This window comes from Acinetobacter halobius, from assembly GCF_044130335.1.
Classification (GTDB): domain Bacteria; phylum Pseudomonadota; class Gammaproteobacteria; order Pseudomonadales; family Moraxellaceae; genus Acinetobacter.
Genome location: NZ_JBIQOD010000003.1, coordinates 51,698 through 77,091 on the forward strand (window position 1 = coordinate 51,698; position 25,394 = coordinate 77,091).

Here is a 25,394-nt window from a genome sequence, read left to right on the forward strand (position 1 = left end):
TTTAACGTTCAGATGACTGAGCAAAATTATGTGCAGTAATTAAAATACCATAACTGGCATTCAGATAATCGCCTTGGAAGATCTCATCTTCACCATTGGCATGGCGTACAATTAATGCTTGGCGAATCGCATCATAGTGAAAAGAATCAAAACACTCTTGATGCTGACACAGCCAGCTTAAGGTATCACTCAAATTATCATCAACAATATAAGTCTGTGCTTGAAAATTTTTAGTCATCATCTAGGTACGCTAAACACTGTGATCAGACTATTGTAAGCAATTTTGACTGCATTCAGTCAAACTAAGCCATAAAATATAGACATTAAAAAAGTGAGCCTGCGCTCACTTTTTTTACTTAATTTAGTCGGTTTTAGAATCCCCACACTTGCGGCATTCCATATGCTCCCCGATTTCAGTCATTTGTTCATATTCATAAACGTGGATGCAAAATAATTTTTTAAACAACTGAAGCATTTTTAACTCCTGTAAGTGATTTTTTAAAAATTAGCTTCTTAAAACGAGTATATCGTCCTGAAATACCCACAACTCATGTTTCATGAGCTATACACATTTTTAAACATACTTTTTATAAATTTCAAGTGCCTTTTGTCGAATAACAGCATAAAGTGATCAATGGTCATTTACTTTTTTAAATGATGCTTTTCATTTACTTGTAGTTCTGCTTCACATCACTTTTAAAAATGCGGCAGAAGATGAAACAAAACTTGATTTAAATTTGGATCAAGCTAGGATAAAAATACAATGAATGCTCAAAGCAGATGTTTTGAGAAACCAATAAATAATTTGATAAAAAAGCAACGATAAGGATATTTATACATGCTTGGACGTATGATGTTTCAACCGCTATTGATTAGCAATCTGATTGATCACGCAGAACGCTATCATGCCGACACAGCCATTATTTCTAAAAATACAGACGGCAGTATTACTGAAACCAACTGGGCCAAAGTCGCAGCCAACTCTAAACGATTTGCCAATGTGCTTAAAGGTTTAGGGCTTTCGCAAAGCGACCGTGTGGCGACCATCGCATGGAACAATCATCGTCACCTAGAATCTTGGTATGCCATCTCTGGTAGTGGTTATATTTGCCATACCATCAACCCACGCTTGTTTCCAGAACAACTGATTTTTATTATCAATGATGCGCAAGATCGTGTGGTGTTATTTGATAAAACCTTTGCGCCACTCATTGCTGCGGTAAAAGCACATTTACCACATGTTGAACACTTTATTTGCCTAGATGCCTCAGATGAGGCTATTACAGAAAAAATCGCCGATGTGAAATTTTATGATGACTTGGTCAGCAAAGAGTCTGAACAGTTCACATGGCCAAGCTTTGATGAGCAAACCGCAAGCTCTTTGTGCTATACATCAGGTACAACAGGAAATCCAAAAGGTGTGCTATATAGCCACCGCTCCACCATTTTGCATAGTTTTGCCATCAGCCTACCCGACTCACTTAATCTGTCTGCAAATGACATCATGTTGCCTGTAGTGCCAATGTTCCATGTCAATGCTTGGGGTACACCTTATGCCGCTGCTATGGTAGGTTGTACAGTTGTATTGCCTGGACCTGGTTTAGATGGGCCGAGTCTAGTGAATATGATTGACTCGTATAAAGTTACTGTGGCTTTGGGTGTTCCAACTATTTGGCAAGGTTTACTGGCAGCAGCAAAACAATTAGGTAGTCAATTGACAAGTATGAACCGCAACGTTGTGGGTGGTTCAGCCTGCCCACCCTCCATGTTAGCGGCGTTTAAAACCGAATATAACTGTGAAACCATCCATGCATGGGGCATGACCGAAACCAGTCCACTCGGCTCTGCCAACCAGCTGAAAGCCAAACATCAACAGCTCTCTGAACAAGAACGTTTCCAACTGCGCTTATCTCAAGGTCGTCCGCCTTTTGGCGTGGATTTACGTCTTACTGATGAGGAAAAAGGCAACAACGAAATTGCACGTGATGGCGAGCAGATTGGCAATCTACAAATTAAGGGTCACTGGATTATTGACAGCTACTTTGGTAAAGCTGAATCCGCACTCACAACCGATGGCTGGTTTGATACAGGCGACATCGCAACCTTAGATGAAGACGGCTTCTTATACATCAGTGACCGTTCTAAAGATTTGATTAAGTCTGGTGGTGAGTGGATTTCATCGGTTGAGCTTGAAAACCTTGCAATGGGTCATCCAGACATTCTTATGGCGGCTGTCATTGCTGCAGAACATCCAAAATGGGATGAGCGTCCAATTGTGATTGCGGTGAAACGACCTGAAAGTACAATCACTGAACAAGACCTTTTGGAGTACTATACCGACAAAATTGCGAAATGGCAGATTCCCGACCGTGTGATTTTTGTCGACAGTATTCCACTGAGTGGCACGGGTAAAATGCTAAAACGTGAACTCCGCGCCCAATATGGCCAAGTGCTACTAGAACACAACCCTGTTTAACGTTGTTTAAAATAAAAAGCCTGATCATATACGATCAGGCTTTTTCATGTTCGGATGGTTTAAATGCCATCAATACCATTGATTTGAAAGCACGTCTAATAAAGACGCCTTAAACACCTCACCATGCTTTAAATTTGGATAGATTAAAAATTTAGCATCCACTCCATGTTGCTTAGTTATAGCAAGCACCTCTCTATTGTTGTTGATACCACTTGCATCAAAATTAGGACTCTGCTGGCTGCCTACATTTGCTAAAAGATCACCTTCCATCAGTAATAGATGCTTTTTCGAATCTTGGGCTATTTTTGCGTTCTTAGTTTTTTTCATTATACGCTGATCAGCCCAAGATAGAGACGGGCTTGCGGCAAAGAAATGACTAAAGTAACGCCCATCAATCAAACTATCAAGGACAAATAAACCACCGTATGAATGTCCCCACAGTGCTCTTTTTTGTGCATCAAGCTTTACATTTTGCTCAACCCAAGGCGCGATATCGCTCAAAATCACATTTCTAAAATCAGCACTTCCCCCGCTCATTCGCTCTGGATTTCTTGGATCATGCGCAGGTTTTCCAGTCGATAGATCCGCTGGCGTATAGTCGAGCGAGCGAAATGCTGTGGCAAATGGCAAATTGGTTTTATAACCTATAGCAACCAATATAGGCGCATCATTTTCCAGTAAAGATTTCAGCACATCCTCATTCAAATGAGACATCGCAGAATTCCCATCCAACATAAAAACAGATGGATAAGCTTTTTGTTCATTTTGTGCTGTTTTAGGAATACCTAACCACACTCTATATGTTTTTTGTGGGTCTTTAGATGCAAACTCTTTAATTTTAAAATTATAATACTCAGAGCCCACTTCTGCGATATTCGCAGCTAGAGGTTTCATTTCTGGCTTTGCATATAAACCTGAACTGAACCCCAACAGGGATAACGAAGCCAATACAATATTGAAAGTCTTTCTATAAAAATGAGTCATTTTTCATGTACAAAATCATGTGATAACGAATATTAACATACAATAATGGTTATCATTTTCAACGAGTAATTCATTTTTAATAAATATTCACTTAAACAATATTGTGGTCAGTTCGACTTCTTAAAAATATACTTTCAAAGTCAGCTTTCCTATAAAGCACATACGTCGAGTGATTTCCTACAAAAAAGCCACCACATTCAAGTGTGATGGCGATCTTTACCTTATCTTGAGATTTTTACAACTTTTTCCAAGTCATGTTGCTCACACCCTTCGCATCTTTTGCTGAAGCTTGTACTTTCAGTTGGTCTTTGCCTGCGTTGATTTGTGCCGTATTGATATTATATGTACGACCATCTTGAGGATTTATCCATACGCCTTTTGCAAACGTCTGGCCTGTTTTATCAGCTACTAAACCGCTTAAAATTTGCATACCAAAGATTGGTTTATCCTTGAGCCCACCCTGACATTTTGTACAAACATCACTGATCGGTGCGCCAGCCAAAGGATAATATTTCGTCACTACTGCGCTATATTGTGCTGTTTTTGAATTCTTACGAATCACAATATCTGAAATATAAGAACCTGTTCGGTCATCAATAACCTTCCACGTCCCAATCAGTGGGTCAAAAGGCATAGCAAAGACAGAGTTAGACAACCCGAAACATAGTGCAGATGTACACAAAAATTTAAGCTTCATAAAATCAATTACAATTGAGAAAAATAAGAATGAAAACGGTCGCAATTATAGCAACTATATTTTTCTATTTATAAAATATTTCATGAAAATTAAACATTTATATGAAATTAAAAAATCATCACAACAGTCCAGACATCTAAGCACTTTTTTGAAACAGATATTGATATAAAAAAAGCCTCCGAAGAGGCTTTTTTGTTGACACACTTATGCAGCTGTACGCTCTTCAATTGGCACAACTTTACGTAGCTCAGGCCCAGTATAGTCTGCACTCGGACGAATAATACGGTTATCCGCACGTTGTTCCATCACATGTGCTGCCCAGCCTGTTACACGACTCATCACGAAGATTGGGGTAAATAATTTGGTTGCAATACCCATAAAGTGATATGCTGATGCATGGAAAAAGTCTGCATTACAGAACAATTTCTTCTCACGCCACATCACCTCTTCACAGCGTACCGATACTGGATAAAGCACTGTATCGCCTACGTCTTTGGCTAAGCGCTCTGACCAAATCTTAATGATGCCATTGCGCGGATCATTGTCTTTGTAGATTGCATGACCAAAGCCCATGATCTTTTCTTTACGCTCCAGTTTACCCAACATTTCACGCTCAGCTTCGTCAGCTGATGTCCAGTTTTCAATCATTTCCATCGCAGCTTCATTGGCACCACCGTGTAATGGACCACGTAGTGAACCAATTGCACCTGTAATGCATGAATGCATATCGGATAAAGTTGAAGCACACACACGTGCAGTAAATGTAGAGGCGTTGAACTCATGCTCTGCATAAAGGATCAAAGATACATTCATTACCTGCTCATGCAATTCGTTTGGCTTTTCACCATGCAGTAAATGCAGGAATTGAGCGCCAATTGAATCATCATCAGTATTTTCTTCAATACGCACGCCATCATGGCTAAAACGATACCAGTAGCAAATAATCGCAGGCAGTGTTGCAAGAATACGGTCAGCAACATCTTGTTGTTCTGCAAAAGAGTGTTCCGTTTCTAGATTACCCAGCATGGACACGCCTGTGCGCATCACATCCATTGGGTGTGAGTCTGCAGGAATACGCTCAAGCACTTCTTTCAACGCTTGCGGTAATTGGCGTAGTGATTTAAGTTTCGCTTTGTAGGCTATAAGTTGTTCTGCTGTTGGTAGTTCACCAAAGAAGATCAAATAAGCGACTTCTTCAAATTGACAATTTTCTGCCAAATCTTGCACATCGTAACCACGGTAGGTTAAGCCTGCGCCACTTTTACCTACAGTTGAAAGTGCCGTTTTTCCCGCAACTTGTCCACGCAATCCTGCGCCTGTAAGGACTTTTCCTTCTGCCATTTTTAATTCTCCTGTTTAAACAGCTTATCTAATGTGTTTTCAAAGGTGTGATAATCGAGAAATTCATAGAGTTCTTTTCGTTGTTGCATTTTATCCAGTACATTGACCTGCGTACCGTCATTGCGAATAGCATGCATCACTTCCAGTGCTGCCTTTTGCATAGCGCGGGTCGGTGACAGCGGATACAGCACCATCGAGATGCCTTGTTCTGCAAGTTGTTCTTTGGTGTAGTATGGAGTATCGCCAAATTCGGTAATGTTCGCCAGTACAGGGACACCGACTGCATCACAAACGGTCTTGTACATCGTGATATCTGTCATTGCTTCGGCAAAAATCGCATCAGCACCTGCTTCCACACAAGCACATGCACGGTCAATCACTGCTTGTAGACCTTCCTTTTGTAGGGCATCAGTCCGTGCCATCACCACAAAGTTTGAATCCGTTTTGGCATCAACAGCAGCTTTGACACGATCGACCATTTCTTGTTGGGTCACGATCTCTTTATTTGGGCGATGACCACAGCGTTTTTGTGCCACTTGGTCTTCGATGTGGACAGCAGCAGCTCCAGCAGCAATCATTTGTTTCACGGTACGTGCAATGTTAAATGCCCCACCCCAACCTGTGTCAATATCAACCAGTAGTGGTGTATCTACACGTTCGGTAATACGACGTACATCTTCCAAGACATTGTCTAAGCTGGTCATTCCCAAATCAGGAAGACCGTAAGAGTAGTTCGCAACACCAGCACCCGAAAGATAGATGGCCTTGTAACCCACCTGTTTCGCCATCATTGCTGCATAAGCATTGACTGTACCGATAATTTGTAATGGTTTTTCCACTTCCAGTGCTTGTCTAAATCTTAAGCCTGCAGACGTTTGTTCTGTCATAGTCCTTTCCACGGCATTTACTTTAATTTTCGAGTTTTGAGTATAGCCATAATGTTCCAATTGGCTATGACATTTTAGAATGATCACTCTAAAACTTTAGTCCCATGGTTCACGTTTTTATTGTGTAATTTTCTTCCATAAGCAGACCTTTAGTGCTAAACAGATACACCTCAAAAAGACAATGTGTGCATATTTTTGCTATGATAGCAACTAGAGATACACATTTTATTAGGCTGTTTTTAGTTATTATGCACACTTCTGTTCAACTTGAACCACTAACGCGGGATACACCACAAACTAAACGTGGTCATGAACGTTGCTTAGCGCTTTTAGAGAGTGCGACTAATCTTTTTCTAGAACACGGTTATGAAGCTGTATCACTGGATGATATTGTGAATCATGCAGGCGGATCAAAAGCCTCAATCTATAAATATTTTGGGAACAAAAAAGGCTTGTTTAAAGCAATTTGTGATTATCGGCGTGATCAATTTTATCGCGATATTACCCTGACTTGTATCTGTGAGACTGAGGAATTACGCACTTATCTTATTCGTATTTTAACCAACTTCCTCAAACACATCATTCAACCTAAAAACATTGCCTTTATTCGTTTAATACTCAATCAAACACAGAAAGATCCTGCGCTTGCACAATACATCCATGAAAATGGTGCACAAATGATTCAAAAAACTATTGCTCAAGCCTTATCTCAAGCACATGAAAAGGGACAACTCAATTGCCCCCAACCCAACAATTCAGCCATGCTGTATTTCGGTATTTTACGCGACTATGAGTGGCGAATTATTTTGGGGGTCGATCTTGTTCTTGATCGTGAAGAACTCAACAATCATATTGAATATTGTGTAGACCGCTTTTTAGCAGGTCATCAAAAACTCTAGTTTTTTTGCAATTTCCTTTGCTTATAGTATATTAATCAACTCTCGTTTTCTTTTAACCAACCAACAACTAATTGTTGTTCTGTTTTTATTTCAGTTTTCAGCAATTATTGTGGAGTAACAATGGCTCTACGTCACTTTCTTACCTTACGCGATTTATCTACTTTAGAACTTAACCAAGTTGTGCAACGCGGTATTGAACTGAAACGTAAACAGCACAATAGCGAAGTCTTCCAACCTTTTGTTGGTAAAGTTATGGGTATGATTTTTGAAAAATCGAGTACTCGTACCCGTGTATCGTTTGAAGCAGGCATGAGCCAGTTCGGTGGTAGCGCAATTTTTCTTTCTCCACGAGATACGCAACTGGGGCGTGGTGAACCGATTGAAGATTCAGCACGTGTGATCTCAAGCATGTTGGATATTGTGATGATCCGTACTTTCGGACATGACATTGTTGAACGTTTTGCGTCTTATTCAAAAGTTCCTGTGATTAATGCTTTGACCGATGATCACCACCCTTGCCAACTGCTTGCAGATGTTCAAACTTTTGTTGAACACCGTGGACCTATCGCAGGTAAAACTGTAGCGTGGATTGGTGATGGCAACAATATGTGTAATTCATATATTGAAGCAGCGCACATGTGGGGCTTCAAGCTCAAAATTGCAGCACCTAAAGGTTATGAACCCAAAGCAGAATTTTTAAGTGAATTTGCACACTGTGTAGAACTGGTTAACTCTGCTGAAGATGCTGCTGTCAATGCAGACCTGATCGTGACCGATGTATGGGCAAGCATGGGCCAAGAAGAAGAGCAAAAAATTCGTGAAGCAGCTTTTGCTGACTATCAAGTGAATGAACGCCTGATGGATCTTGCTCATCCTGATTGTTTATTTATGCACTGTTTACCTGCACATCGCGGCGAAGAAATTTCTGAAACAATGCTCGACCATAAAAATGCTGTGGTTTGGGATGAAGCCGAAAACCGTTTACATGCACAAAAAGCATTGGTTGAATTTTTAATCAATGAAAATGCAAAAAAAGACTGATTTATTTTTCCAAAGAAAAGCACCTAAGGGTGCTTTTTTTATACGTGCAAAGCTATAATTGGAACATAATTTTTATAAGCGACACTTTCCATGCATTTCAAAAAGACTGGCCTGTGCCTTGCTACACTCCTAAGTACTATATTTTGTCAGGTTCACGCTTCTGAATTCGATGACTACCTACAATCCAAACAAATTATTGATGCAAATTTTAAAATTCAACAACCTGAAACGTTGAATGAAATATTAACGGTATTAACAGCAGAAGACTCCAGAACACTTCCCATTGAAATTGATAATAACACCATCATTGAACAATTTAATCTATATGCAGACCGTACCGAACTTAAAGGGATGATCATTACCCCAGATTTCGCCCAGTTTGAACAAGATTTAGGTGAAAAAGAAGTTCAAAAAGTGATTAAAAATAATGTCCTGCAAAACTGCAATATTTTCTTCGAGCATCAATATCAGCGCCATAATCCCTACATTGTAAAACTACAGCTTAACTCCGAAAAAAACAGCTACGATCTAGAGCTAAAACAGAAAGACTGTGGTATCAAATAATAATGCCTTATAGTGATTGGTTCTCTGCTCTAGCGAACCAATCCTTGTGGTTGCAAAATAATCATAGCAGCACCCATTAAAACTACTGCACCACCCATTATATCCCAACGGGAAAGCTGGACCTGATCGACATAACGCAACCACAGCAATGCGGTAAAGATATAGATTCCACCATAAGCCGCATAAATACGTCCTGACGCAGCCGGATGTAAAGTTAACAGCCACACAAAAGCACCTAACGCTAAAGCTGTAGGAATCCACAACCAATGGCTTCTCGCCTGATTTAAAATCAAATAAGGAAAATAACAGCCTAATATTTCCATCACTGCTGTAATTAAAAACAGTACAAATGTACTAAAAATCTTAGTGAATTGAATATCCATACAGTCTATTTTTACTCGCTATTGGTCTTTAAATCGTTTGCTTTCAATAAAAAACCCGTGCGAACACGGGTTTTTAGATGATGTAAAAATCTTTAAGCAGGTTCAGCCGTTTGGTCTTCAAAAACTTCGAGTTTCAAACCAACCGCTTTACCATTTTCTTTTTTCACAGAGACCGCAACATTGCCACCATGTTCTGCAAGCTCACCGAATAGAATCATTTCAGCCAGTGGTTTTTTCAAATGCTCTTGAATCAATCGTTGCATTGGGCGAGCACCCATTAGACGATCATAACCATTTTCGGCCATCCACTCACGCGCACTTTGGTCCACTTCAAGAATGACTTTTTTCTCGTCCAGTTGCGCTTGTAATTCAGTTAAGAACTTATCCACCACATTTTCAATCACAGTAGTAGGCAGCGCTTTAAACTGAATTACGCTATCCAAACGATTTCGGAACTCTGGAGAGAACGCTTTTTTCATCGCATCTTGGTTATCATTGCTGTTGTCTTGATCCATGAAGCCAATACTCACACGAGAAATACTTTCCGCGCCAATATTTGTAGTTAAGACCAACACCACATTACGGAAGTCTGATTTACGACCATTGTTATCGGTCAATGAACCATGATCCATAATTTGCAACAATAAGTTGAACACGTCTGGATGTGCTTTTTCAATCTCATCTAGCAATAATACACAGTGCGGATTCTTATGAATCGCATCGGTCAACAGACCACCTTGATCAAAGCCCACATAACCGGGAGGCGCACCGATCAAACGTGAAACCGCATGACGCTCCATATACTCCGACATATCAAAACGAACCAGCTCAACGCCCAATAATTTCGCAAGTTGTTTGGTAACTTCTGTTTTACCTACCCCAGTTGGACCCGCAAAAACAAAACTACCTACAGGTTTATCAGGTGATTTTAAACCTGCACGTGACAGCTTAATTGCTGAGCCTAAAGCTTCGATGGCTTCATCTTGACCAAAGACCACTCGTTTTAAATCGCGCTCAAGATTTTCAAGAACAGTCTTGTCATCTTTAGATACGGTTTTTGGTGGAATACGTGCAATTTTCGACACGATATCTTCAATATTTTCCACCGTAATAAGCGTATCATCTTGTTCAGCTTTCAGACGACGCTGCGCCCCTGCTTCATCAATCACATCAATGGCTTTATCTGGCAAGAAACGGTCATTAATGAACTTTGCAGATAACTCAACCGCTGAAATTAAAGCTTTGTCATCATATTTAACATGATGGAAATCTTCAAACTTGCTTTTCAAGCCTCGTAGGATATCAATCGTTTCTGAAATAGATGGCTCATTCACATCAATTTTTTGGAAACGACGTGACAATGCATGATCTTTTTCAAACACTTGGCGATATTCTTGGAACGTGGTTGAACCAATGCAGCGTAATGAACCATTGGCCAAAGCAGGTTTAATTAAGTTTGATGCATCCATCGTGCTACCCATACTAGAGCCTGCACCAATAATCATGTGGATTTCATCAATAAATAAAATCGCTTCTGGTTTCTTTTTTAAGGCATTCAACAATTGTTTTAAGCGCTTTTCAAAGTCTCCACGATATTTTGTTCCTGCAACCAGCGCCCCAATATCTAAACTATACACTTCTGCATTTGCCAATGGTTTAGGTGCTTTACCATTGACAATAAGCCAAGCCAAACCTTCTGCAATAGATGTTTTACCGACACCAGGATCACCCACCAATAACGGGTTATTTTTACGACGACGGCATAGAATTTGTGCTGCACGCTCAATTTCTTTTTCACGACCAATTAAAGGATCTGTTTTTCCCTTTTGCGCTTCAACATTTAAATTGGTTGTGTAAAGCTCTAACGGGCCAGCATTACTTGAACTGCTCGACTCACCATCTAAATCTTCAACTTCTTCTTCAACTTGCACTTCGTCTTTACGAGTACCATGTGCTAAATACTGAGTTAAGGTTAAACGATTAATTTGATGACGTTTTAATAAATAAACAGCAAAAGAATCACGCTCAGAATACATTGCGACAAGGATATCTGCACCTTCAACTGTACGGTCTCCACCACTCGATTGCACATGGAATATCGCACGTTGCAAAATACGGTCAAAACTCTCAGTTGGATGCGGTGCTTGGTCGCTGTTCTCGCCCAATTTAGGGGTATGTTGCTCTACATATTCTTCGAGCTCTTTACGAAGCAAAATAATATCCGCACCACATGCTTTCAATGCATTCACGGCTGAATCATTATCAAGTAAAGCCAATAACAAATGTTCTACTGTTAGGAATTCATGTCTCTTTTGTCGAGCCATACTAACAGCCAAACGTAAGGATACTTCTAATTGACGACTGAGCATGGAACCCCCTTAATCTTTCGGCTCAATCTGACAAAGTAGCGGATGACCTTGAGACCGAGCGTAATTATTGACTTGGTTTGCTTTTGTTTCCGCGATGTCTCTCGGGTAAACGCCTGCAACACCCTTTCCTTCATAATGTACAGTTAGCATTACTTGAGTGGCTTGGTCAAGATTCAAAGCAAAGTATTGTTGTAAAATTTCAATAACAAAGTCCATTGGGGTATAGTCATCGTTCATTAAAACGACAGCATAAAGTGGCGGACGTTTCAATTCAGGTGGCGCTGTTTGGACAGCGACATCACTATTTTCGTCTTCATGCGGTTCATCATTGCTCAAGCGCGGGCTGATATGCCAATCGACATAGCCAGACTCATGAAAAGACTGCTTAATTTCGTTTAAACACGTTGAACGCTTAGAAATACCCATAAACTTACAATTCACAATTATTGTGCATTCGCCTCTGCCTGAGGAATTTCAGAGACAAATGCAGATTGACTTTCTACGGCCTCACCACGTGACCAACTAAAGCGTCGTGTCACTGGCGTGCTGCCTGTTAAACGGACTTCGATAAACTGTGGCGTAAAGCCTTTAGGCATCGTCCAACGCCCTGTTAAACGCTCATAGTTTTCAAAGTTAAAATTTTTGTCTTCCAAAGGAACAACCAAAACTTCTGTACCACGAATCAGTCTGAGCTCAACGGTACCAGAGGCTGCACGTTTTGAGGGACTGACTTGAACCAAATCAAGTTGGTATTCAAATGCATTTTCAGGCAAAGGTTTGATCGTAATATGCTGAACAGCCAAAGGAATACCGCCGCGTTGACGTAAAACCTCACGATAAATGACTGCTGTCGTTTCAGACTGTGCTTGTTGATCTAGCGCTTTTTGCAAAGACAAATATAGCTCGTTTGAATTGGTGACAGCCACATCACGCTCCTGAACAGCAGCATTATAGTTTTTATTTAAAGCATCCAGACTGATCTTTTGCTTTTGTACTACTTCGACCAGTTGCTCAGCATCTGCATCAAAACCCACGACCGTTAAACCCTGACGATGTCCAACGGTATAACCCAATAATCCGCTCGCAACAACCAATATTACTGCACCAATCGCTAAGGGCTTATTGGTCTGTAAAAACGGCTTTGCAGGTTCAGGCTGTTGTGACGTCATATTTGTGTCAGTGTTCGGCATCGTCATCTCTTATTTTGATTCAATTCAAAACACACATTTAAATCGAAATCTAAATGTGTGTGAAGTTTTAAAACGTTTTTTATGGTAATAAACCAATTCCATCTAGACCCGCAGTTTCGACAAATCCAAACATTAAGTTCATGTTTTGAACAGCCTGACCTGCTGCACCTTTAACTAAATTGTCTTGTACAGAAATTACCACCAATTTTTTCGGTTGTGGCTTATACAAAGCAATGCGTAATTGATTTGCACCACGCACAGAGCGTGTCTCTGGTGAACTTCCCGCAGGCATGACATCGACAAAAGCTTCATTGGCATAAAACTGCTCATATAAGCTCTGTACATCTATAGCTTCACCCGCATCAGTTAAATCCACATAGATCGTACTGAGCATGCCACGAATCATAGGCACCAAATGTGGCACAAATAAAATGTGATTAAACACATTTTTTAAGCCTGAAATATTTTCCAATGCTTCCACAATTTCAGGATGGTGACGGTGACCTGCAACGCCATAAGCTTTAAAATTATCCGCATTTTCAGAATAGATCATACCAAGGCTGGCTTTACGTCCCGCACCAGACACACCAGATTTCGCATCAATAATAATACTTTCAGGTTTAACTAATGTGTCGTTTTGCTTAAATAATGGCGCTAAACCCAGTTGCACTGTCGTTGGATAACAACCTGGATTACCAATGACATTGGCTTGTTTAATCTGTTCGCGGTTTAACTCAGATAAACCATAAACTGAATCTTTTAATAGTTCAGGACACGCATGTTGCATGCCATACCATTTTTCGAACTGTTCTAAATCTTGTAGACGGAAGTCTGCAGCAAGATCAATCACTTTGGTATTTGCAGTGACTAATTCTTCAGCATGCTTCATGGCAACGCCATGCGGGGTTGCAAAGAACACCACATCACATTTCTTCAGTTCATCAATATTCAAATCTGAATATTTGAGTTCAGTATGTCCACGTAGGCTTGGGAACATATCATCTACACGGCGACCATCTTCTGTACGCGATGTTAATACGCTTACTTGCACATTTGGGTGTCGTAGTAAAAGACGCAACAATTCAACGCCTGTATAACCTGTACCGCCGACAATACCAACTGAAATCACGTGTATTACCTCAAACTTAAACTATCCACTTTGTAGCTGCCTAGTATGACAGGAAGTTTCTGCTTTCTAAACTGTTTTACTTGGAATTTATGCGTTTTTGGTGCTATAGACATTTAATGTTGCGCATCTAATACAGTCAGTGATGGCTCAAAACAAATTTGGTTTCGTCCTGAATTTTTCGCATCATATAACAATTGATCGGCAGCATTTATAGCATATTTTAAATTGTGTTGATGCACTGCAGCGAGTCCAAAACTCGCTGTCACAGTTATATTTTCTGAGGATAATTGAGTATCCGAAATGCGTAAACGAATACGATTGGCAATACTATAAGCCAACTCTAGATCATCCACTTGCAATAAAATAATAAATTCCTCTCCACCGAAACGTCCAACAAGGTCATGACCACACACGTTTTGCCCAATAATTTGACTCACCTGCTGTAAAATTTGATCTCCAATCAAATGTCCATAGCGATCGTTAATTTTTTTAAAATGGTCAATATCACACATCAGTAAAAAATAAGACTGTTGAGATAAACAATGCAGCTTTACTTTGGCTGCTTCATTAAAACCACGTCGATTAAATAAATGTGTGAGTGGATCTCTTAAACGCTCATCATTCAGTTGATGGATAATATCTCGGACTAAAGTGCCCAATAAAACAATAGCAAACCACATGCTCAAGATAATGCTGGCAGCAAGCATCATTAACCACCAGACAGAAGTTGCCAACATATCTGCTTGTATATTTTTTAAAAAGAAAAAAGTGATGATGCCACGTGCGAAAGTATAAAGCACAATGAACAAATAGGAGAAATCAACTATTTTATTAAGAAAATCAACATTTTGATAATTTTTAAACATTAAAAATAACACCAATGACTCAACTACAGCAATGGATATATTTAAAACGAGCATTCTGATCCACAACTGATCGTCAATATAAGAATAATGGCTCAACAAAACCAATGTGATTGCAATCAATATCGCACATCCAGACGAATGTGCGTTGGCTGTTTTTCTTAGCCCCATAGCATAAGCACTAGACCATGCCCCGAACAAATAAAATGATCCCAAAATCGGAGCGAACAATGCTAGTTGCTTATTCGACATGAAACACTGCGTAGCCACAGAAAAAGACGGCACGATATACCCTAGACCCAACCACAAAAGATATGCAGGAGCCTTAAAAACAAAATGACATATTAAAAGTAAGCTACCCATTAAAATCAGGCATGCTGGAACAATTAATATAAAATAGTGGATATCTGCAAAATTCACATTAAATGTCTGTCGACTGAAATTGGTAAATATTGATGTTACTGCATGAGGTTTATAGCATTTTTTAATGGCATCTCAATCAATCTCAAGAAATATATTTTATATTTTTTGGTCAAAACTTGCTTTTATTTTTGGTACCACCAATGCGGCAATGCCGTTGTTTTTAGCGTTCTACGATGTTGTTGAAACGCTGGATCATGTTTCTCGACTTCCGACCAAAAACGTACACTGTGGTCAAAGTGCCGTGTATGCGCCAACTCATGCACACAGACATAACGCGTAATCGCTTCAGGGAACAGAGCCAAAGCACTATTCAGCATAATATCATGCTTTACACTACAACTTCCCCAGCGGGTTTTAGGCTGACGAACCGCGCATTGTACAAATTTTAAACCAGTTTCATGACTAATCTGTTGCAAATAGGCAGGCAAGTACTGTTTGGCATATGCAATTACAAAAGACTTTAAATAACTTTCAGGCTGGCGATCACTAACCCACAGTTGGTTAGATTGCTCATCAAAAAGATAAGCATGTCTTTGTGTTTTATAGCTGATCGTTAACGCATGCTGTCGATTAAATAAATGTAATTCTGACGGTAGGGTTCGATCGACTTGTACAAGGCTCACTTGCTGCTTTTGCCAAGTTTCAACCATCCATTGCTCAGACTGATTTAAAAATTCCTGAATTTGTCGTTTACTACAGAACTTAGGCACGGTTAAACGAATTTGAGTCCGTTCAACACGCAGTCGTAAACGGGTCGCACGTGCATGATGGGTGATTTGGATTTCGGGTAGGTCTGTTAAGGTCATTAAAATTATTCTTTTATTGAATCATCCTCCCCAGCCCTCCTTTGTTAAAGGAGGGAGAAAAACACCATAAAAATGCTGTTGCTTTTAGCCCCTCATTTTTTTAAGAGAGACTTGGGGAAATTTAAAATTAAACTGCAGTACGTTCTTCAATCCCGTTATCCGTTGCAACCACAGCAATATCCGCTTTATTGATCGCAAAAATACCGTTACATACCACACCAGGAATGTTATTGATGGTCTTTTCAAGCTCAAGTGCATTTAAGATGTTCAGGTTATAAACATCTAAAATCACATTGCCATTGTCGGTCACTACACCCTCACGGTAAGCTGGATCTCCACCAAGTGCCACAATTTTACGTGCTACAGCAGAACGTGCCATTGGAATCACTTCAATCGGAAGTGGGAAGTCGTGACCTAACTGATTGACCCATTTTGAGTCATCCACGATACAGACAAATTTTTTCGCAATTGAAGCTACAATTTTTTCGCGAGTCAGTGCGGCACCACCGCCTTTGATCATATGCATATGACGGTCAATTTCATCTGCCCCATCTACATAAGCATCTAAACCGCCAACAGAGTTCATATCAACCACTTCAATGCCTAATTTCTTTAAGCGCTCAGCCGTTGCTTCTGAACTTGCCACAGCCGCTTCAAGCTGAAGCTCAGGTAAAAGTTCAATCAAGAAATTGACAGTACTGCCTGTACCCACCCCTAATATGCCACCTTTAGGTAAGTGCTTTAAGGCAGCTTTTGCAGCAGCTTGCTTTTTTTCATCTTGGGTAGCATACAGACTCATAATTTGGCTCAACTATTTTTGACATTTGTTGCTGATTTTACAGCCCAAATGTACAGGGGTTTGTTACAATGATCCCCTATTTTAAACTGTTAAATGGGAAATTAACATGCTGTCTCGTTTGGTTCGACAAATATTACAAGCAACAGTCTATGATGTTGCAATCGAAACTCCACTCGAAGCGGCACCTCGAATTAGTGAGAAACTCAATAACAACATTCGTTTTAAGCGCGAAGATTTACAACCAGTCTTTTCATTTAAGCTACGTGGTGCTTATAACCGCATTAGTCAATTGCCTCGAGCACAACTCGAACGTGGTGTCATTACTGCATCTGCTGGCAACCATGCCCAAGGCGTAGCCCTGTCAGGTAAAAAGCTCGGAATTCGTGCCATTATTGTCATGCCGAAAACCACCCCAGATATCAAAGTACAGGCAGTGAAGCGTTTAGGCGGTGAAGTAGTCCTACATGGCGACTCTTTTGATGTTGCAAATAAATATGCGATTCAACGTGCAACCGATGATGGTATGACATTCATTCCGCCTTATGACGATGAATTAGTCATGGCAGGTCAAGGAACCATTGGTAATGAAATTTTACGTCAATGGCGCGATATTGATTATGTCTTCGTGGCTGTGGGTGGTGGCGGTTTAATTGCTGGTGTTGCCGCTTACTTAGGTGATGTAGCACCGCACGTCAAAGTGATTCCTGTTGAATACGATGAATCTGCTTGCTTAAAAGCTGCATTTGAAGCGGGTGAACGTGTAGTACTGCCTCAAGTCGGACTATTTGCCGATGGTACGGCTGTCGCGCAAATTGGTGAAAAACCATTTGAAGTGATTCAACTGCAAAAATCAGATAACTCTGGCCCAATCGTTGAACGTGAAGTAGTTTTAGTCAATACCGACGAAATTTGTGCAGCAATTAAAGATACCTATGATGAATGTCGTAGTATTGTTGAACCATCGGGTGCAATGGCTTTAGCAGGCATTAAAAAATATGTTGAAGCCCATGAGCTGATTGGCAAAAACATCGTCTCTATTGTTTGCGGTGCAAACATGAACTTTGACCGTTTGCGCTATATTGCAGAACGTACTGAATTAGGTGAACGCAAAGAAGCTATTTTTGCTGTGACCATTCCAGAGAAAAAAGGTTCATTCCTGAATTTCTGTCGTGCGTTACAAGGTCGCAACATCACCGAATTTAACTACCGTGCGAGCGATGCCAGTGCAGCACAAGTCTTTGTCGGCATTAGCTTAAAAGGTGGCGAAAAAGAACGTCACGATATTTTCGAGGCACTAAAAACGCAGTTTGATGTCGATGATTTGTCTGATGATGAAGTGGCGAAATTGCATATTCGCTACCTGATTGGCGGGCATGCAGACATTGAAAATGAGCGTTTATTCCGTGTTGAGTTCCCTGAGCGTCCAGGTGCACTATTAATGTTCCTTGAACGTCTTGGTCCAACGCATAACATCACCTTGTTCCACTACCGTAACCACGGCGCTGCTGAAGGTCGTGTACTGGTTGGTTTAGAAGCAAGTGATGCAAAACAGAACCCAGACGGATTGGTTGAAACTCTAGAAAGTATTTCATATCCATACGAAGAAATTACCAATAACTTAGGTTATCAACGTTTCTTAAAATAAAAGATTCAATACATAAAACCGCCTTTCGAGGCGGTTTTATTCTATGAGCTGGATTGGCTCTTCATCACCAAACGTATGGTTATATGTCACAATGATTCTCTCGATCAGCTCATCATTATGCGGAACCAACAGCCAATATGGATTTTCTCGCTCTATCACCAACAGGCTAAGTTCATAAGGTTCAATAAAAATCTTAATGTGGTTAAAAATCACATCAAAACTAAACTCAAAATCATAGCTGTGCATATCTGAGTTTTCTTTAAGTTCATCACTGTCGTACATATGGTAAAAAGAAGCCATATCATCGTTGATTTGATTTTTCAGCTGATCTAAATCAACCCCAAGTTGTTGTAGTCTGTGGCATTCATCAATCCCATTTTGCTGAAAATCATCGAGTGCTATTTTTTGTATATTTGAATAATAGGTATTTAACCAACGAACAAAGTGCTCGAACTCATCTTGTTCTTCAGGAATTGCGGTATCATTTAGTTCTGGAAAGGCAATTCTAAGGGATTCATATAGTGTCTTCCGCATTTATATACTCCTCTGTATGAGTGATATATTCGGTATAACTCAAAAATGATTGATCAAAAAAGTGTGTCTGTATAAAGATGACATCTTGTGAAATTCGGCACAACATGCGTTAACAATCGACGTATAAAAAATTTAAGGAAAAGATGACATGGCGCAATTTGCAGTGATTGGTTTAGGAAGCTTTGGAGCCACAGTTGCAACTCAACTTATTGAACTCGGGCATGATGTGATTGGCATCGACAGTGAAAAAAAGTATGTTGAAAATATCTCTGAACAAGTAACCCATGCTGTTATTGCCGATGCAACGGATGAACATGTGCTCGATGAACTCAATATTAAAAACTGCGATGCGGTTGTGGTCGCAATTGGTGAAAATATTGAAGCCAGTATTTTATGTGTATTACACCTCAAAAATATTGGGGTCGAGAAAATTTGGGTTAAAGCCAAATCCAAATCACACCATATGATTTTGAGCCATTTAGGTATCAGTAAAATTATTCACCCCGAAGAAGACATGGGCGTTCGGATTGCACAATCTTTATGTTACCCGATGGTCAGTCGCTACATGGCGCTTGAAGATAATCACTATATCGTCAAAATTGAAATTGACGAAAAATTGCAAGGTACACGCTTCCGCCAACTCATGGATCAAGCACCTGATGTAAAAACATTACTCCATAAGCGTAGTACAGAAGTTTTGTACAGCATAGATCCCAATTTAATTTTACAAGTGGGTGATATTTTAGTTGTTGAAGGAGTCCTTGAAACATTACGTCGTCTTTCAGCACGGTTCAAATCATGAAAAATCTAAAAGAATGGCAACCCAACCCGCAAAATACAATTAATTTAAGCCCGCCTAGCTTATTAGCTTTGGGTTTTTTAAGTTTTATTATTCTTGGTACGCTGTTATTAAAACTCCCTATTTCACACCATGGTGAACTCAGCTGGCTCAACTCTTTGTTTACAGCTACATCTGCTGTGACCATTACTGGACTATCTGTGGTGAATGTGGGGGAAACGTTTACCGTAACAGGTAAAGTCATCATTATGCTATTAATTCAAATTGGTGGCTTGGGGTTTATGACCTTTGCAATTTTGGCGGCATTAAGCCTATCGGCCAAGTTGGGCTTAAAACAACAAATCATGGCGCAAGAAACCATTGGTCAAACCAGTTTATCCAAAGTATCTTTTACCATTAAAGGCGTACTGCTTTATTCCTTATTTTTTGAAGCCATTGGTACTGTTATTTTAACCATTGCATGGATGGAAGACTATAACTTCAATCAAGCCTTTTTCTATGCTGCCTTTTATAGTGTCTCAGCATTTAATAATGGCGGGTTTTCACTCTTCCCGAACAGCTTGATGAGCTTCTCAGGTCAATATCTCATTACCTTTACCATCAGCATGTTATACATTATTGGTGGGATTGGTTTTGTGGTGCTGATGGATATTAAACGTAGTAAACGTTGGAAAGGCTTAAGTACCAACAGCAAACTTATTTTGTCTACGATTGCAGGCTTAAACATCATCGCCTTTATTCTTTTATGGGCAATTGAATCCAACAACCCCCTTACCTTAGCGCCAATGAGTTTAGGTGACCAAGCACTCAATGCATGGTTCCATGCAACCGTTCCTCGCTCATCGGGCTTTAACAGTCTCGATTTGGCACAAATGAAAGATGCTTCAACCCTAGTGACCATGTTACTGATGTTCATAGGCGGTGGCTCAATGAGTACTGCAGGCGGGATTAAAGTAGGTACTTTTATTATTGTTTTACTTAGTGTCATTAGTTTTTTAAGACGTGAAGATGAAATTCGTGTCTTTAATCATGCCGTTTCTGAAAAAACATCCTTCAAAGCAATGGCTGTTGTTTCTATTACCGCGACTCTGGTTTTTTTAGGCATCTTTAGCTTGACGTTAATTGAACCGAATCATGAGTTTATAGACTTATTATTTGAAACCATTTCCGCAGCCTGTACAGTTGGTTTGTCCCGCGGGATTACAGGCGAACTTCAACCTGCCAGTTTATTTGTTCTGATGCTTCTGATGTTTGCAGGCCGTTTAGGGCCATTAACATTGGCATACCTCATTGCAACACCGAAGAAAAGCCGGCTTAAACACCCAACCACAGATATTCAAATTGGTTAATCCTTAAAAACAATGTCATAAAAAAACCACGTTTGAAACGTGGTTTTTTTATTTACAGAGGCTTAGTACCAATTCATTAAAGACACACCCAAGCCCACATAAGTTGCCCGGTGATTATAATCAATCAAACTTTCTCCATAACCATCAAACAGTTGAAAATGTCCTCGTAGTTTGCCAGAGATAGGAAAAGCCCAATCAAACTGTGCCGCGCCACGAGAGTCATCCCCCCCTTTTAAACTATGTCGTAACATAAGCGAAAAATCATGCTCATTCCAACGATAGAATGCCGTTAAATCACCACGTCCAATATAGTCTTTAATGTCTGGGTTATTGTCATCTTTTGCATCTTCTTCTATTCGATACCATGGGCGCAGCATGAGAGCAAAGTTATCTCTTTCAAATCCAAGATTTAAAATGACACGATTCCAGCTACGAGAAAGCGGATCAGAGCGACCATTGGACTGATGGTTTAAAGTCAGCCCTAATAGGCGACCATTTAAACCAAACAATTCATAATTGGTTCTAAAGACCAAACTGGCTTCAGGCTCATAGTTGGTTTCACGAAATGGACGGGATTCATCCGCATTGTAGACTTGCCAACGCGAAGACTGGGTATACCCCAACCAGACATCGCCATTGTCCCCAAACAGATTTTCAACAGCTTTCGTTTTTAAAGACAGTTGGAATTTTGCTTCCATTGAATTTAAGTTTTGATCTTCATCCACCGTATTGGAAGGGTTTGGACTTTGAGGAAATTCATTTTTATCAGTCGTCCAAAAGCCTGGCATTAAATACACAGGCTGATAGGCACGAATATTCCATGTCCCGAGTTTACTTTCTGGAGAAAGCTCCCAACGGCTATCCATAAGAGATAAATTGGGCGTTATTTTAGGACCTTCCGAGGCAAAAACAGAGCTAACGCCTTGTGCGATCTTCCCTGAGATATTTTCAGGCGCTGGCGCGATTTCCATCGCTGCACGTTGTTCAGAAACAATATGCGGCTTTGCTACTGGAGGAATTTTAAATAATGCATCATAACAAGCCAAACGGTCTGCATTTGACTCTAATGCTACACATGCCTCAGCTGTTGCGGGAGCCGCAGGCACCTCTGAAACTTGTGCATGCGTTTTAGCGACAGCCAAAGCACTGAGCAAACTTACGCTCAGTGCTAAAGTTGAACGCTCAAATGGTTTAAACGCCATACGACCCTCTTATTATTTTACTGAACTTGTTGAATACTGAAACCTAGCTCAATCAAGGTATCACGCTTCGCAATAGGTGCAACCACTGCTTTCGTTGGTTTTTGTTCAAGCAAATATTGTACCGCAACACGCTTTAAATCTTCAAAATTCACTGCTAGAAGACGGCTACGCAACTGCTTGCGGAAGGCTGGAGTACGGGCATGTAATAGTGCATAACATGCAGTAATGGCTTCACCCGCTGGCGAACCTGGCTTATCCATACTTGCAATTAAACCCAAAATCGCTTCCTCAAGCTGATGTGGTTTTTGCTCAGTATTGAGTAACCATTGCACACTCCCTTCAAAGTCACTGAAAGTTTCCGCTAAACGTGGATCACGATAACTATAGAAGCGGAATGAGCATGCATTGCCATCATAGCTTGCACCGCCACCATACGCACCGCCTTTTTCACGAATCGCACTGTGTAGGAATCCATTGCGTAAGTAAGCAGCAAGAACCATCAGTGCTGCTGCATCTGGATGTGAAACTTCAACTGCTGGGTAAGCCGATGAACAGAATTGAACATTGGCCTGAATTAACCATGCTTCATCTGTATCTGTGTTTTCCTGCTCCACAGCTTTAAGACTCACAACTTGCTCAGAAACCTCTAGTTTGTCCCAGACATTTTGAACTTCTTCTAGCAAGCGCTCAGATTGGTGTTCTTCACACACCAACAAAAATTGTTTCGGTGCTTGTAAAAGTTTTAAATGAATGGCTTTTAATTCATGAATGAAATCTTCATAAGCAACTTCATCTTTTTCAATACGGCTAATCAACTCACCCAACCAGTTTAATGCACCTAAACCCGTGTTGTGATAATCACGATTAGCTAAAGCACTGTGGTTACGCCCTGCAATTTGCATAGCATAACTATGACCCGAGCCTGAAAGACGTGATGCCCAACGTGTTTTACGTTGTTGCAAGAGTTCAATAATGCGGTCTTTTTCATCGAAACGTAACTGCTCAAACGCCAATTTCAACAAGTTAATACTTTCTAAACTACTCACCAGCGATTTTGTAGTCAGCGTGAGCCACGCACTGATTTGGTTTTTATCATTCACGTGAGAACGTAACGACGCACCCATTCCTAAACCACCACTTACAGCAGTTTGCAGTTGTTGTAGCTCAAGATAATCGTACTGACCTGCCCCCACTTCACCCATCAAAATAGACAGTAAGTTAAAGTATGGTGACTGCACCACATCTTGTGGAATCTGAATCAGCACTTGGTTGTAGTAAATACCGTTCGTGCCTGCATGATAGAGATTGAGCGGGTAATCAGTACGATTAGAGATAATCTCCCGCAATTGACCTTGTACAATTTGCAATTCAGCTGGCACATCTTCCAAGCCCACCTTTGGCAATAAATTTAAGTCATCTGGTGTATCCTGACGGACTTTCAATGCCTCTGTCTGTGCTTCAATTTCTGCTTTTTGAGTTTCTGTAAGTTGCGCACCAATTGCAGCTAAACGTGCTTTCTCATCTGCGGCTTCCACCGCAGATTTATTGGCATCTGGCACCAAAGTCATTTGTACACGGTGTGAGTTATCAATTAGATGCGTCTTGATGAGATTGGATAACCACATCGGGTTTTTTAATTCTTCTTTCACCGCAGCAATAGCTGAGTCTACATCCCAAACAGTGACTGGATCGCTGTGGTGAATCGCACTACCCAAACCATTTAAAATCAGGCTTAGACCATAAGGCATACCGTCACCATTGATTTCACGTTGATGCAATTCAATCTGATGTAAAATCGCATCGACCATGTTTTGATCGACAGGTTTTGCAGCCACATCTTCTAAGATTTTAAAGACACCTGCTTTAAACTCTGCCGCATGTTCAGGGTTTGAACCCTGCACACCGCAGTAGAAGGTCATTTCGTAGTTCGAATCATCTACACCCATAATCGGGCCTGTAGACTGTGCATAACCACAGGTCTCAAGATAATGACGCAGTGGTGAAGCTGAGTCTTCTAAAAGTATACCTTCAACCAATCGCATACCTAAGCGAAGTTTTATATTGCTAGCTTTAGGCAATAACCACGAAATAATGTGATAAGTTTTATCTTTTAAATCTTCTGCATCTACCGCATAAGTTTCAGTCACTTCTACGGGTGCTGTTAAACGACGTTCTTCTTTAGAATAAAGCGTTTCACCTTTAGAAAATTTAGCCAAAGCCAAAGTTTCAAATTGCTCCTGCAAATTATAGGCAGGCTCATTACCAAAGGTCATGAAAACTGCGTTGCTTGGGTGATAATGCGACTTGTAGAAATCCACCAACTCAGGATAAGTCAAGTCTGGAATATCTTTCGGGTCGCCACCTGAATTGTAATGATAGGTCGTTTCTGGAAATAAGTGATGTGCAAGCTGATGATACAACTGGTCTGAAGGCGAACTCATCGCCCCTTTCATTTCGTTGAAAACCACACCTTTATAAACAGGTTCACTATTTTCAAGCTCAATACGAATACCTTCTTGAGCAAAATCAAGCGGATTTAAATTAGCCGCAAATGCTGCATCTAAATACACTTCCAATAAATTTTGGAAATCTTTTTTATTTTGCGTCGCAAATGGATAAGCCGTCCAATCCGCTGCTGTAAAAGCGTTCATAAACGTATTCAATGAACGACGAATCATTAAAAAGAACGGATCACGCACAGGGAATTTTTCTGAACCACAAAGCGCAGTATGTTCTAAAATATGCGCTTCGCCTTTTGAATCCATAGGCTGAGTACGGAATGCAACCAAAAATACATTTTCATCGTGATTGGTGGCTAAGTGATAATGCACCGCCCCAGTGATTTTATGTTTATATTCAGACACTAAGATGTCTAAAGCTTCAACATGGTGTTGACGTACCAACTGAAACGCAGGATGTACAGTTTGTGAAATGGTTTCAGTGACATCTACAGTCATGTGATCTCCTCAATTCAAAGCATTTTCTAAATGTTTCAAGTATAACCTGAAAATCAA

The 25,394-nt window shown here is 40.3% G+C and carries 23 protein-coding genes; 7 read left to right on the plus strand and 16 right to left on the minus strand.

The features are described from left to right. Window position 1: 1 nt before the first annotated feature. Window positions 2–238, minus strand: a complete 237-nt coding sequence (locus ACE01U_RS04055) for a hypothetical protein (protein WP_395578874.1) — start codon at window positions 236–238, stop codon at window positions 2–4. A 600-nt stretch (window positions 239–838) separates the two neighbouring features. On the opposite strand from ACE01U_RS04055, the gene ACE01U_RS04060 reads away from it, so the two are divergent. Continuing rightward, window positions 839–2,476 (plus strand): long-chain-fatty-acid--CoA ligase, encoded by a 1,638-nt coding sequence (locus tag ACE01U_RS04060; protein ID WP_395578772.1) that lies wholly within the window; start codon window positions 839–841, stop codon window positions 2,474–2,476. Window positions 2,477–2,545: 69 nt separating this feature from the next. Here the strand turns inward: ACE01U_RS04060 and ACE01U_RS04065 are convergent, their stop codons facing one another. From ACE01U_RS04065 to prpB, 4 genes are all read right to left on the minus strand, one after another. Beyond that, window positions 2,546–3,460 carry an alpha/beta hydrolase gene (locus ACE01U_RS04065; protein WP_395578773.1) on the minus strand — a complete coding sequence of 305 codons (915 nt, stop codon included), beginning with the start codon at window positions 3,458–3,460 and terminating at the stop codon, window positions 2,546–2,548. Window positions 3,461–3,695: 235 nt separating this feature from the next. Further along, window positions 3,696–4,157, minus strand: a complete 462-nt coding sequence (locus ACE01U_RS04070) for a DUF2147 domain-containing protein (protein ID WP_110974101.1) — start codon at window positions 4,155–4,157, stop codon at window positions 3,696–3,698. Window positions 4,158–4,361: 204 nt separating this feature from the next. Next, on the minus strand, window positions 4,362–5,498 hold the full coding sequence (prpC, locus tag ACE01U_RS04075) for a bifunctional 2-methylcitrate synthase/citrate synthase (protein WP_110974102.1): 1,137 nt from the start codon (window positions 5,496–5,498) through the stop codon (window positions 4,362–4,364). Between the two features lie 2 nt (window positions 5,499–5,500). Next, window positions 5,501–6,385: a methylisocitrate lyase gene (gene prpB, locus ACE01U_RS04080; RefSeq protein WP_086210224.1), complete on the minus strand. Its 885-nt coding sequence runs from the start codon at window positions 6,383–6,385 to the stop codon at window positions 5,501–5,503. 248 nt (window positions 6,386–6,633) lie between these two features. Between prpB and ACE01U_RS04085 the strand changes: the two genes are divergently transcribed. From ACE01U_RS04085 to ACE01U_RS04095, 3 genes are all read left to right on the plus strand, one after another. Then, window positions 6,634–7,284 carry a TetR/AcrR family transcriptional regulator gene (locus tag ACE01U_RS04085; protein ID WP_086210225.1) on the plus strand — a complete coding sequence of 217 codons (651 nt, stop codon included), beginning with the start codon at window positions 6,634–6,636 and terminating at the stop codon, window positions 7,282–7,284. A 120-nt stretch (window positions 7,285–7,404) separates the two neighbouring features. Further along, window positions 7,405–8,325: an ornithine carbamoyltransferase gene (gene argF, locus ACE01U_RS04090; RefSeq protein ID WP_395578774.1), complete on the plus strand. Its 921-nt coding sequence runs from the start codon at window positions 7,405–7,407 to the stop codon at window positions 8,323–8,325. A gap of 90 nt (window positions 8,326–8,415) precedes the next feature. After that, window positions 8,416–8,889, plus strand: a complete 474-nt coding sequence (locus ACE01U_RS04095) for a hypothetical protein (RefSeq protein ID WP_395578775.1) — start codon at window positions 8,416–8,418, stop codon at window positions 8,887–8,889. 29 nt (window positions 8,890–8,918) lie between these two features. Here the strand turns inward: ACE01U_RS04095 and ACE01U_RS04100 are convergent, their stop codons facing one another. The 8 genes from ACE01U_RS04100 to rpiA all read right to left on the minus strand — a co-directional run bounded on the left by ACE01U_RS04100 (window position 8,919) and on the right by rpiA (window position 16,851). Next, window positions 8,919–9,272, minus strand: coding sequence for a YnfA family protein (locus ACE01U_RS04100; RefSeq protein WP_395578776.1), 354 nt, complete (start codon window positions 9,270–9,272; stop codon window positions 8,919–8,921). A gap of 92 nt (window positions 9,273–9,364) precedes the next feature. Continuing rightward, window positions 9,365–11,641 carry an ATP-dependent Clp protease ATP-binding subunit ClpA gene (gene clpA / locus ACE01U_RS04105; protein ID WP_086210229.1) on the minus strand — a complete coding sequence of 759 codons (2,277 nt, stop codon included), beginning with the start codon at window positions 11,639–11,641 and terminating at the stop codon, window positions 9,365–9,367. Between the two features lie 9 nt (window positions 11,642–11,650). After that, on the minus strand, window positions 11,651–12,067 hold the full coding sequence (clpS, locus tag ACE01U_RS04110) for an ATP-dependent Clp protease adapter ClpS (RefSeq protein WP_086210230.1): 417 nt from the start codon (window positions 12,065–12,067) through the stop codon (window positions 11,651–11,653). Between the two features lie 17 nt (window positions 12,068–12,084). Further along, the gene (locus ACE01U_RS04115; RefSeq protein WP_395578777.1) at window positions 12,085–12,831 is read right to left on the minus strand and encodes a DUF6776 family protein; all 747 of its coding nucleotides are present in this window, start codon (window positions 12,829–12,831) and stop codon (window positions 12,085–12,087) included. 79 nt (window positions 12,832–12,910) lie between these two features. Beyond that, on the minus strand, window positions 12,911–13,966 hold the full coding sequence (argC, locus tag ACE01U_RS04120) for an N-acetyl-gamma-glutamyl-phosphate reductase (RefSeq protein WP_171405790.1): 1,056 nt from the start codon (window positions 13,964–13,966) through the stop codon (window positions 12,911–12,913). Window positions 13,967–14,073: 107 nt separating this feature from the next. Further along, window positions 14,074–15,186, minus strand: a complete 1,113-nt coding sequence (locus tag ACE01U_RS04125; protein ID WP_395578875.1) for a GGDEF domain-containing protein — start codon at window positions 15,184–15,186, stop codon at window positions 14,074–14,076. 182 nt (window positions 15,187–15,368) lie between these two features. Then, window positions 15,369–16,052: a M48 family metallopeptidase gene (locus ACE01U_RS04130; RefSeq protein ID WP_395578778.1), complete on the minus strand. Its 684-nt coding sequence runs from the start codon at window positions 16,050–16,052 to the stop codon at window positions 15,369–15,371. Window positions 16,053–16,179: 127 nt separating this feature from the next. Further along, the gene (gene rpiA / locus ACE01U_RS04135; protein ID WP_086210234.1) at window positions 16,180–16,851 is read right to left on the minus strand and encodes a ribose-5-phosphate isomerase RpiA; all 672 of its coding nucleotides are present in this window, start codon (window positions 16,849–16,851) and stop codon (window positions 16,180–16,182) included. Window positions 16,852–16,957: 106 nt separating this feature from the next. On the opposite strand from rpiA, the gene ilvA reads away from it, so the two are divergent. Beyond that, a complete protein-coding gene (gene ilvA, locus ACE01U_RS04140; RefSeq protein WP_086210235.1) occupies window positions 16,958–18,496 on the plus strand; it encodes a threonine ammonia-lyase, biosynthetic in 1,539 nt (512 codons plus the stop codon). A gap of 36 nt (window positions 18,497–18,532) precedes the next feature. Here ilvA and ACE01U_RS04145 read toward each other — a convergent pair whose 3' ends face one another. After that, entirely contained in the window at window positions 18,533–19,030 is a 498-nt protein-coding gene (locus ACE01U_RS04145) for a hypothetical protein (protein WP_395578779.1), read from the minus strand. Window positions 19,031–19,178: 148 nt separating this feature from the next. Between ACE01U_RS04145 and ACE01U_RS04150 the strand changes: the two genes are divergently transcribed. Together ACE01U_RS04150 and ACE01U_RS04155 are read left to right on the plus strand one after the other, a co-directional pair. Beyond that, window positions 19,179–19,832, plus strand: a complete 654-nt coding sequence (locus tag ACE01U_RS04150) for a potassium channel family protein (protein WP_395578780.1) — start codon at window positions 19,179–19,181, stop codon at window positions 19,830–19,832. Further along, window positions 19,829–21,178 carry a TrkH family potassium uptake protein gene (locus ACE01U_RS04155; RefSeq protein ID WP_110974109.1) on the plus strand — a complete coding sequence of 450 codons (1,350 nt, stop codon included), beginning with the start codon at window positions 19,829–19,831 and terminating at the stop codon, window positions 21,176–21,178. Before ACE01U_RS04150 ends, ACE01U_RS04155 begins: the two co-directional genes overlap by 4 nt. Window positions 21,179–21,240: 62 nt before the next feature. Here the strand turns inward: ACE01U_RS04155 and ACE01U_RS04160 are convergent, their stop codons facing one another. After that, the gene (locus tag ACE01U_RS04160) at window positions 21,241–22,380 is read right to left on the minus strand and encodes a phospholipase A (RefSeq protein WP_086207563.1); all 1,140 of its coding nucleotides are present in this window, start codon (window positions 22,378–22,380) and stop codon (window positions 21,241–21,243) included. A gap of 17 nt (window positions 22,381–22,397) precedes the next feature. Further along, entirely contained in the window at window positions 22,398–25,337 is a 2,940-nt protein-coding gene (locus tag ACE01U_RS04165) for an insulinase family protein (protein WP_395578781.1), read from the minus strand. Window positions 25,338–25,394 lie beyond the last annotated feature (57 nt).

What these genes read in the sequence shown, in the direction of transcription:
- rpiA (WP_086210234.1), bottom strand. Translation starts at nt 16,851, where the DNA reads ATGAGTCTGTATGCTACCCAAGATGAAAAAAAGCAAGCTGCTGCAAAA.
- ACE01U_RS04095 (WP_395578775.1), top strand. Translation starts at nt 8,416, where the DNA reads ATGCATTTCAAAAAGACTGGCCTGTGCCTTGCTACACTCCTAAGTACT.
- clpA (WP_086210229.1), bottom strand. Translation starts at nt 11,641, where the DNA reads ATGCTCAGTCGTCAATTAGAAGTATCCTTACGTTTGGCTGTTAGTATG.
- argF (WP_395578774.1), top strand. Translation starts at nt 7,405, where the DNA reads ATGGCTCTACGTCACTTTCTTACCTTACGCGATTTATCTACTTTAGAA.
- ACE01U_RS04165 (WP_395578781.1), bottom strand. Translation starts at nt 25,337, where the DNA reads ATGACTGTAGATGTCACTGAAACCATTTCACAAACTGTACATCCTGCG.
- prpB (WP_086210224.1), bottom strand. Translation starts at nt 6,385, where the DNA reads ATGACAGAACAAACGTCTGCAGGCTTAAGATTTAGACAAGCACTGGAA.
- prpC (WP_110974102.1), bottom strand. Translation starts at nt 5,498, where the DNA reads ATGGCAGAAGGAAAAGTCCTTACAGGCGCAGGATTGCGTGGACAAGTT.
- ACE01U_RS04065 (WP_395578773.1), bottom strand. Translation starts at nt 3,460, where the DNA reads ATGACTCATTTTTATAGAAAGACTTTCAATATTGTATTGGCTTCGTTA.
- ACE01U_RS04125 (WP_395578875.1), bottom strand. Translation starts at nt 15,186, where the DNA reads ATGGGTAGCTTACTTTTAATATGTCATTTTGTTTTTAAGGCTCCTGCA.
- ACE01U_RS04070 (WP_110974101.1), bottom strand. Translation starts at nt 4,157, where the DNA reads ATGAAGCTTAAATTTTTGTGTACATCTGCACTATGTTTCGGGTTGTCT.
- ACE01U_RS04145 (WP_395578779.1), bottom strand. Translation starts at nt 19,030, where the DNA reads ATGCGGAAGACACTATATGAATCCCTTAGAATTGCCTTTCCAGAACTA.
- clpS (WP_086210230.1), bottom strand. Translation starts at nt 12,067, where the DNA reads ATGGGTATTTCTAAGCGTTCAACGTGTTTAAACGAAATTAAGCAGTCT.
- ACE01U_RS04055 (WP_395578874.1), bottom strand. Translation starts at nt 238, where the DNA reads ATGACTAAAAATTTTCAAGCACAGACTTATATTGTTGATGATAATTTG.
- ilvA (WP_086210235.1), top strand. Translation starts at nt 16,958, where the DNA reads ATGCTGTCTCGTTTGGTTCGACAAATATTACAAGCAACAGTCTATGAT.
- ACE01U_RS04100 (WP_395578776.1), bottom strand. Translation starts at nt 9,272, where the DNA reads ATGGATATTCAATTCACTAAGATTTTTAGTACATTTGTACTGTTTTTA.
- ACE01U_RS04085 (WP_086210225.1), top strand. Translation starts at nt 6,634, where the DNA reads ATGCACACTTCTGTTCAACTTGAACCACTAACGCGGGATACACCACAA.
- ACE01U_RS04115 (WP_395578777.1), bottom strand. Translation starts at nt 12,831, where the DNA reads ATGCCGAACACTGACACAAATATGACGTCACAACAGCCTGAACCTGCA.
- ACE01U_RS04160 (WP_086207563.1), bottom strand. Translation starts at nt 22,380, where the DNA reads ATGGCGTTTAAACCATTTGAGCGTTCAACTTTAGCACTGAGCGTAAGT.
- ACE01U_RS04155 (WP_110974109.1), top strand. Translation starts at nt 19,829, where the DNA reads ATGAAAAATCTAAAAGAATGGCAACCCAACCCGCAAAATACAATTAAT.
- ACE01U_RS04060 (WP_395578772.1), top strand. Translation starts at nt 839, where the DNA reads ATGCTTGGACGTATGATGTTTCAACCGCTATTGATTAGCAATCTGATT.
- ACE01U_RS04150 (WP_395578780.1), top strand. Translation starts at nt 19,179, where the DNA reads ATGGCGCAATTTGCAGTGATTGGTTTAGGAAGCTTTGGAGCCACAGTT.
- ACE01U_RS04130 (WP_395578778.1), bottom strand. Translation starts at nt 16,052, where the DNA reads ATGACCTTAACAGACCTACCCGAAATCCAAATCACCCATCATGCACGT.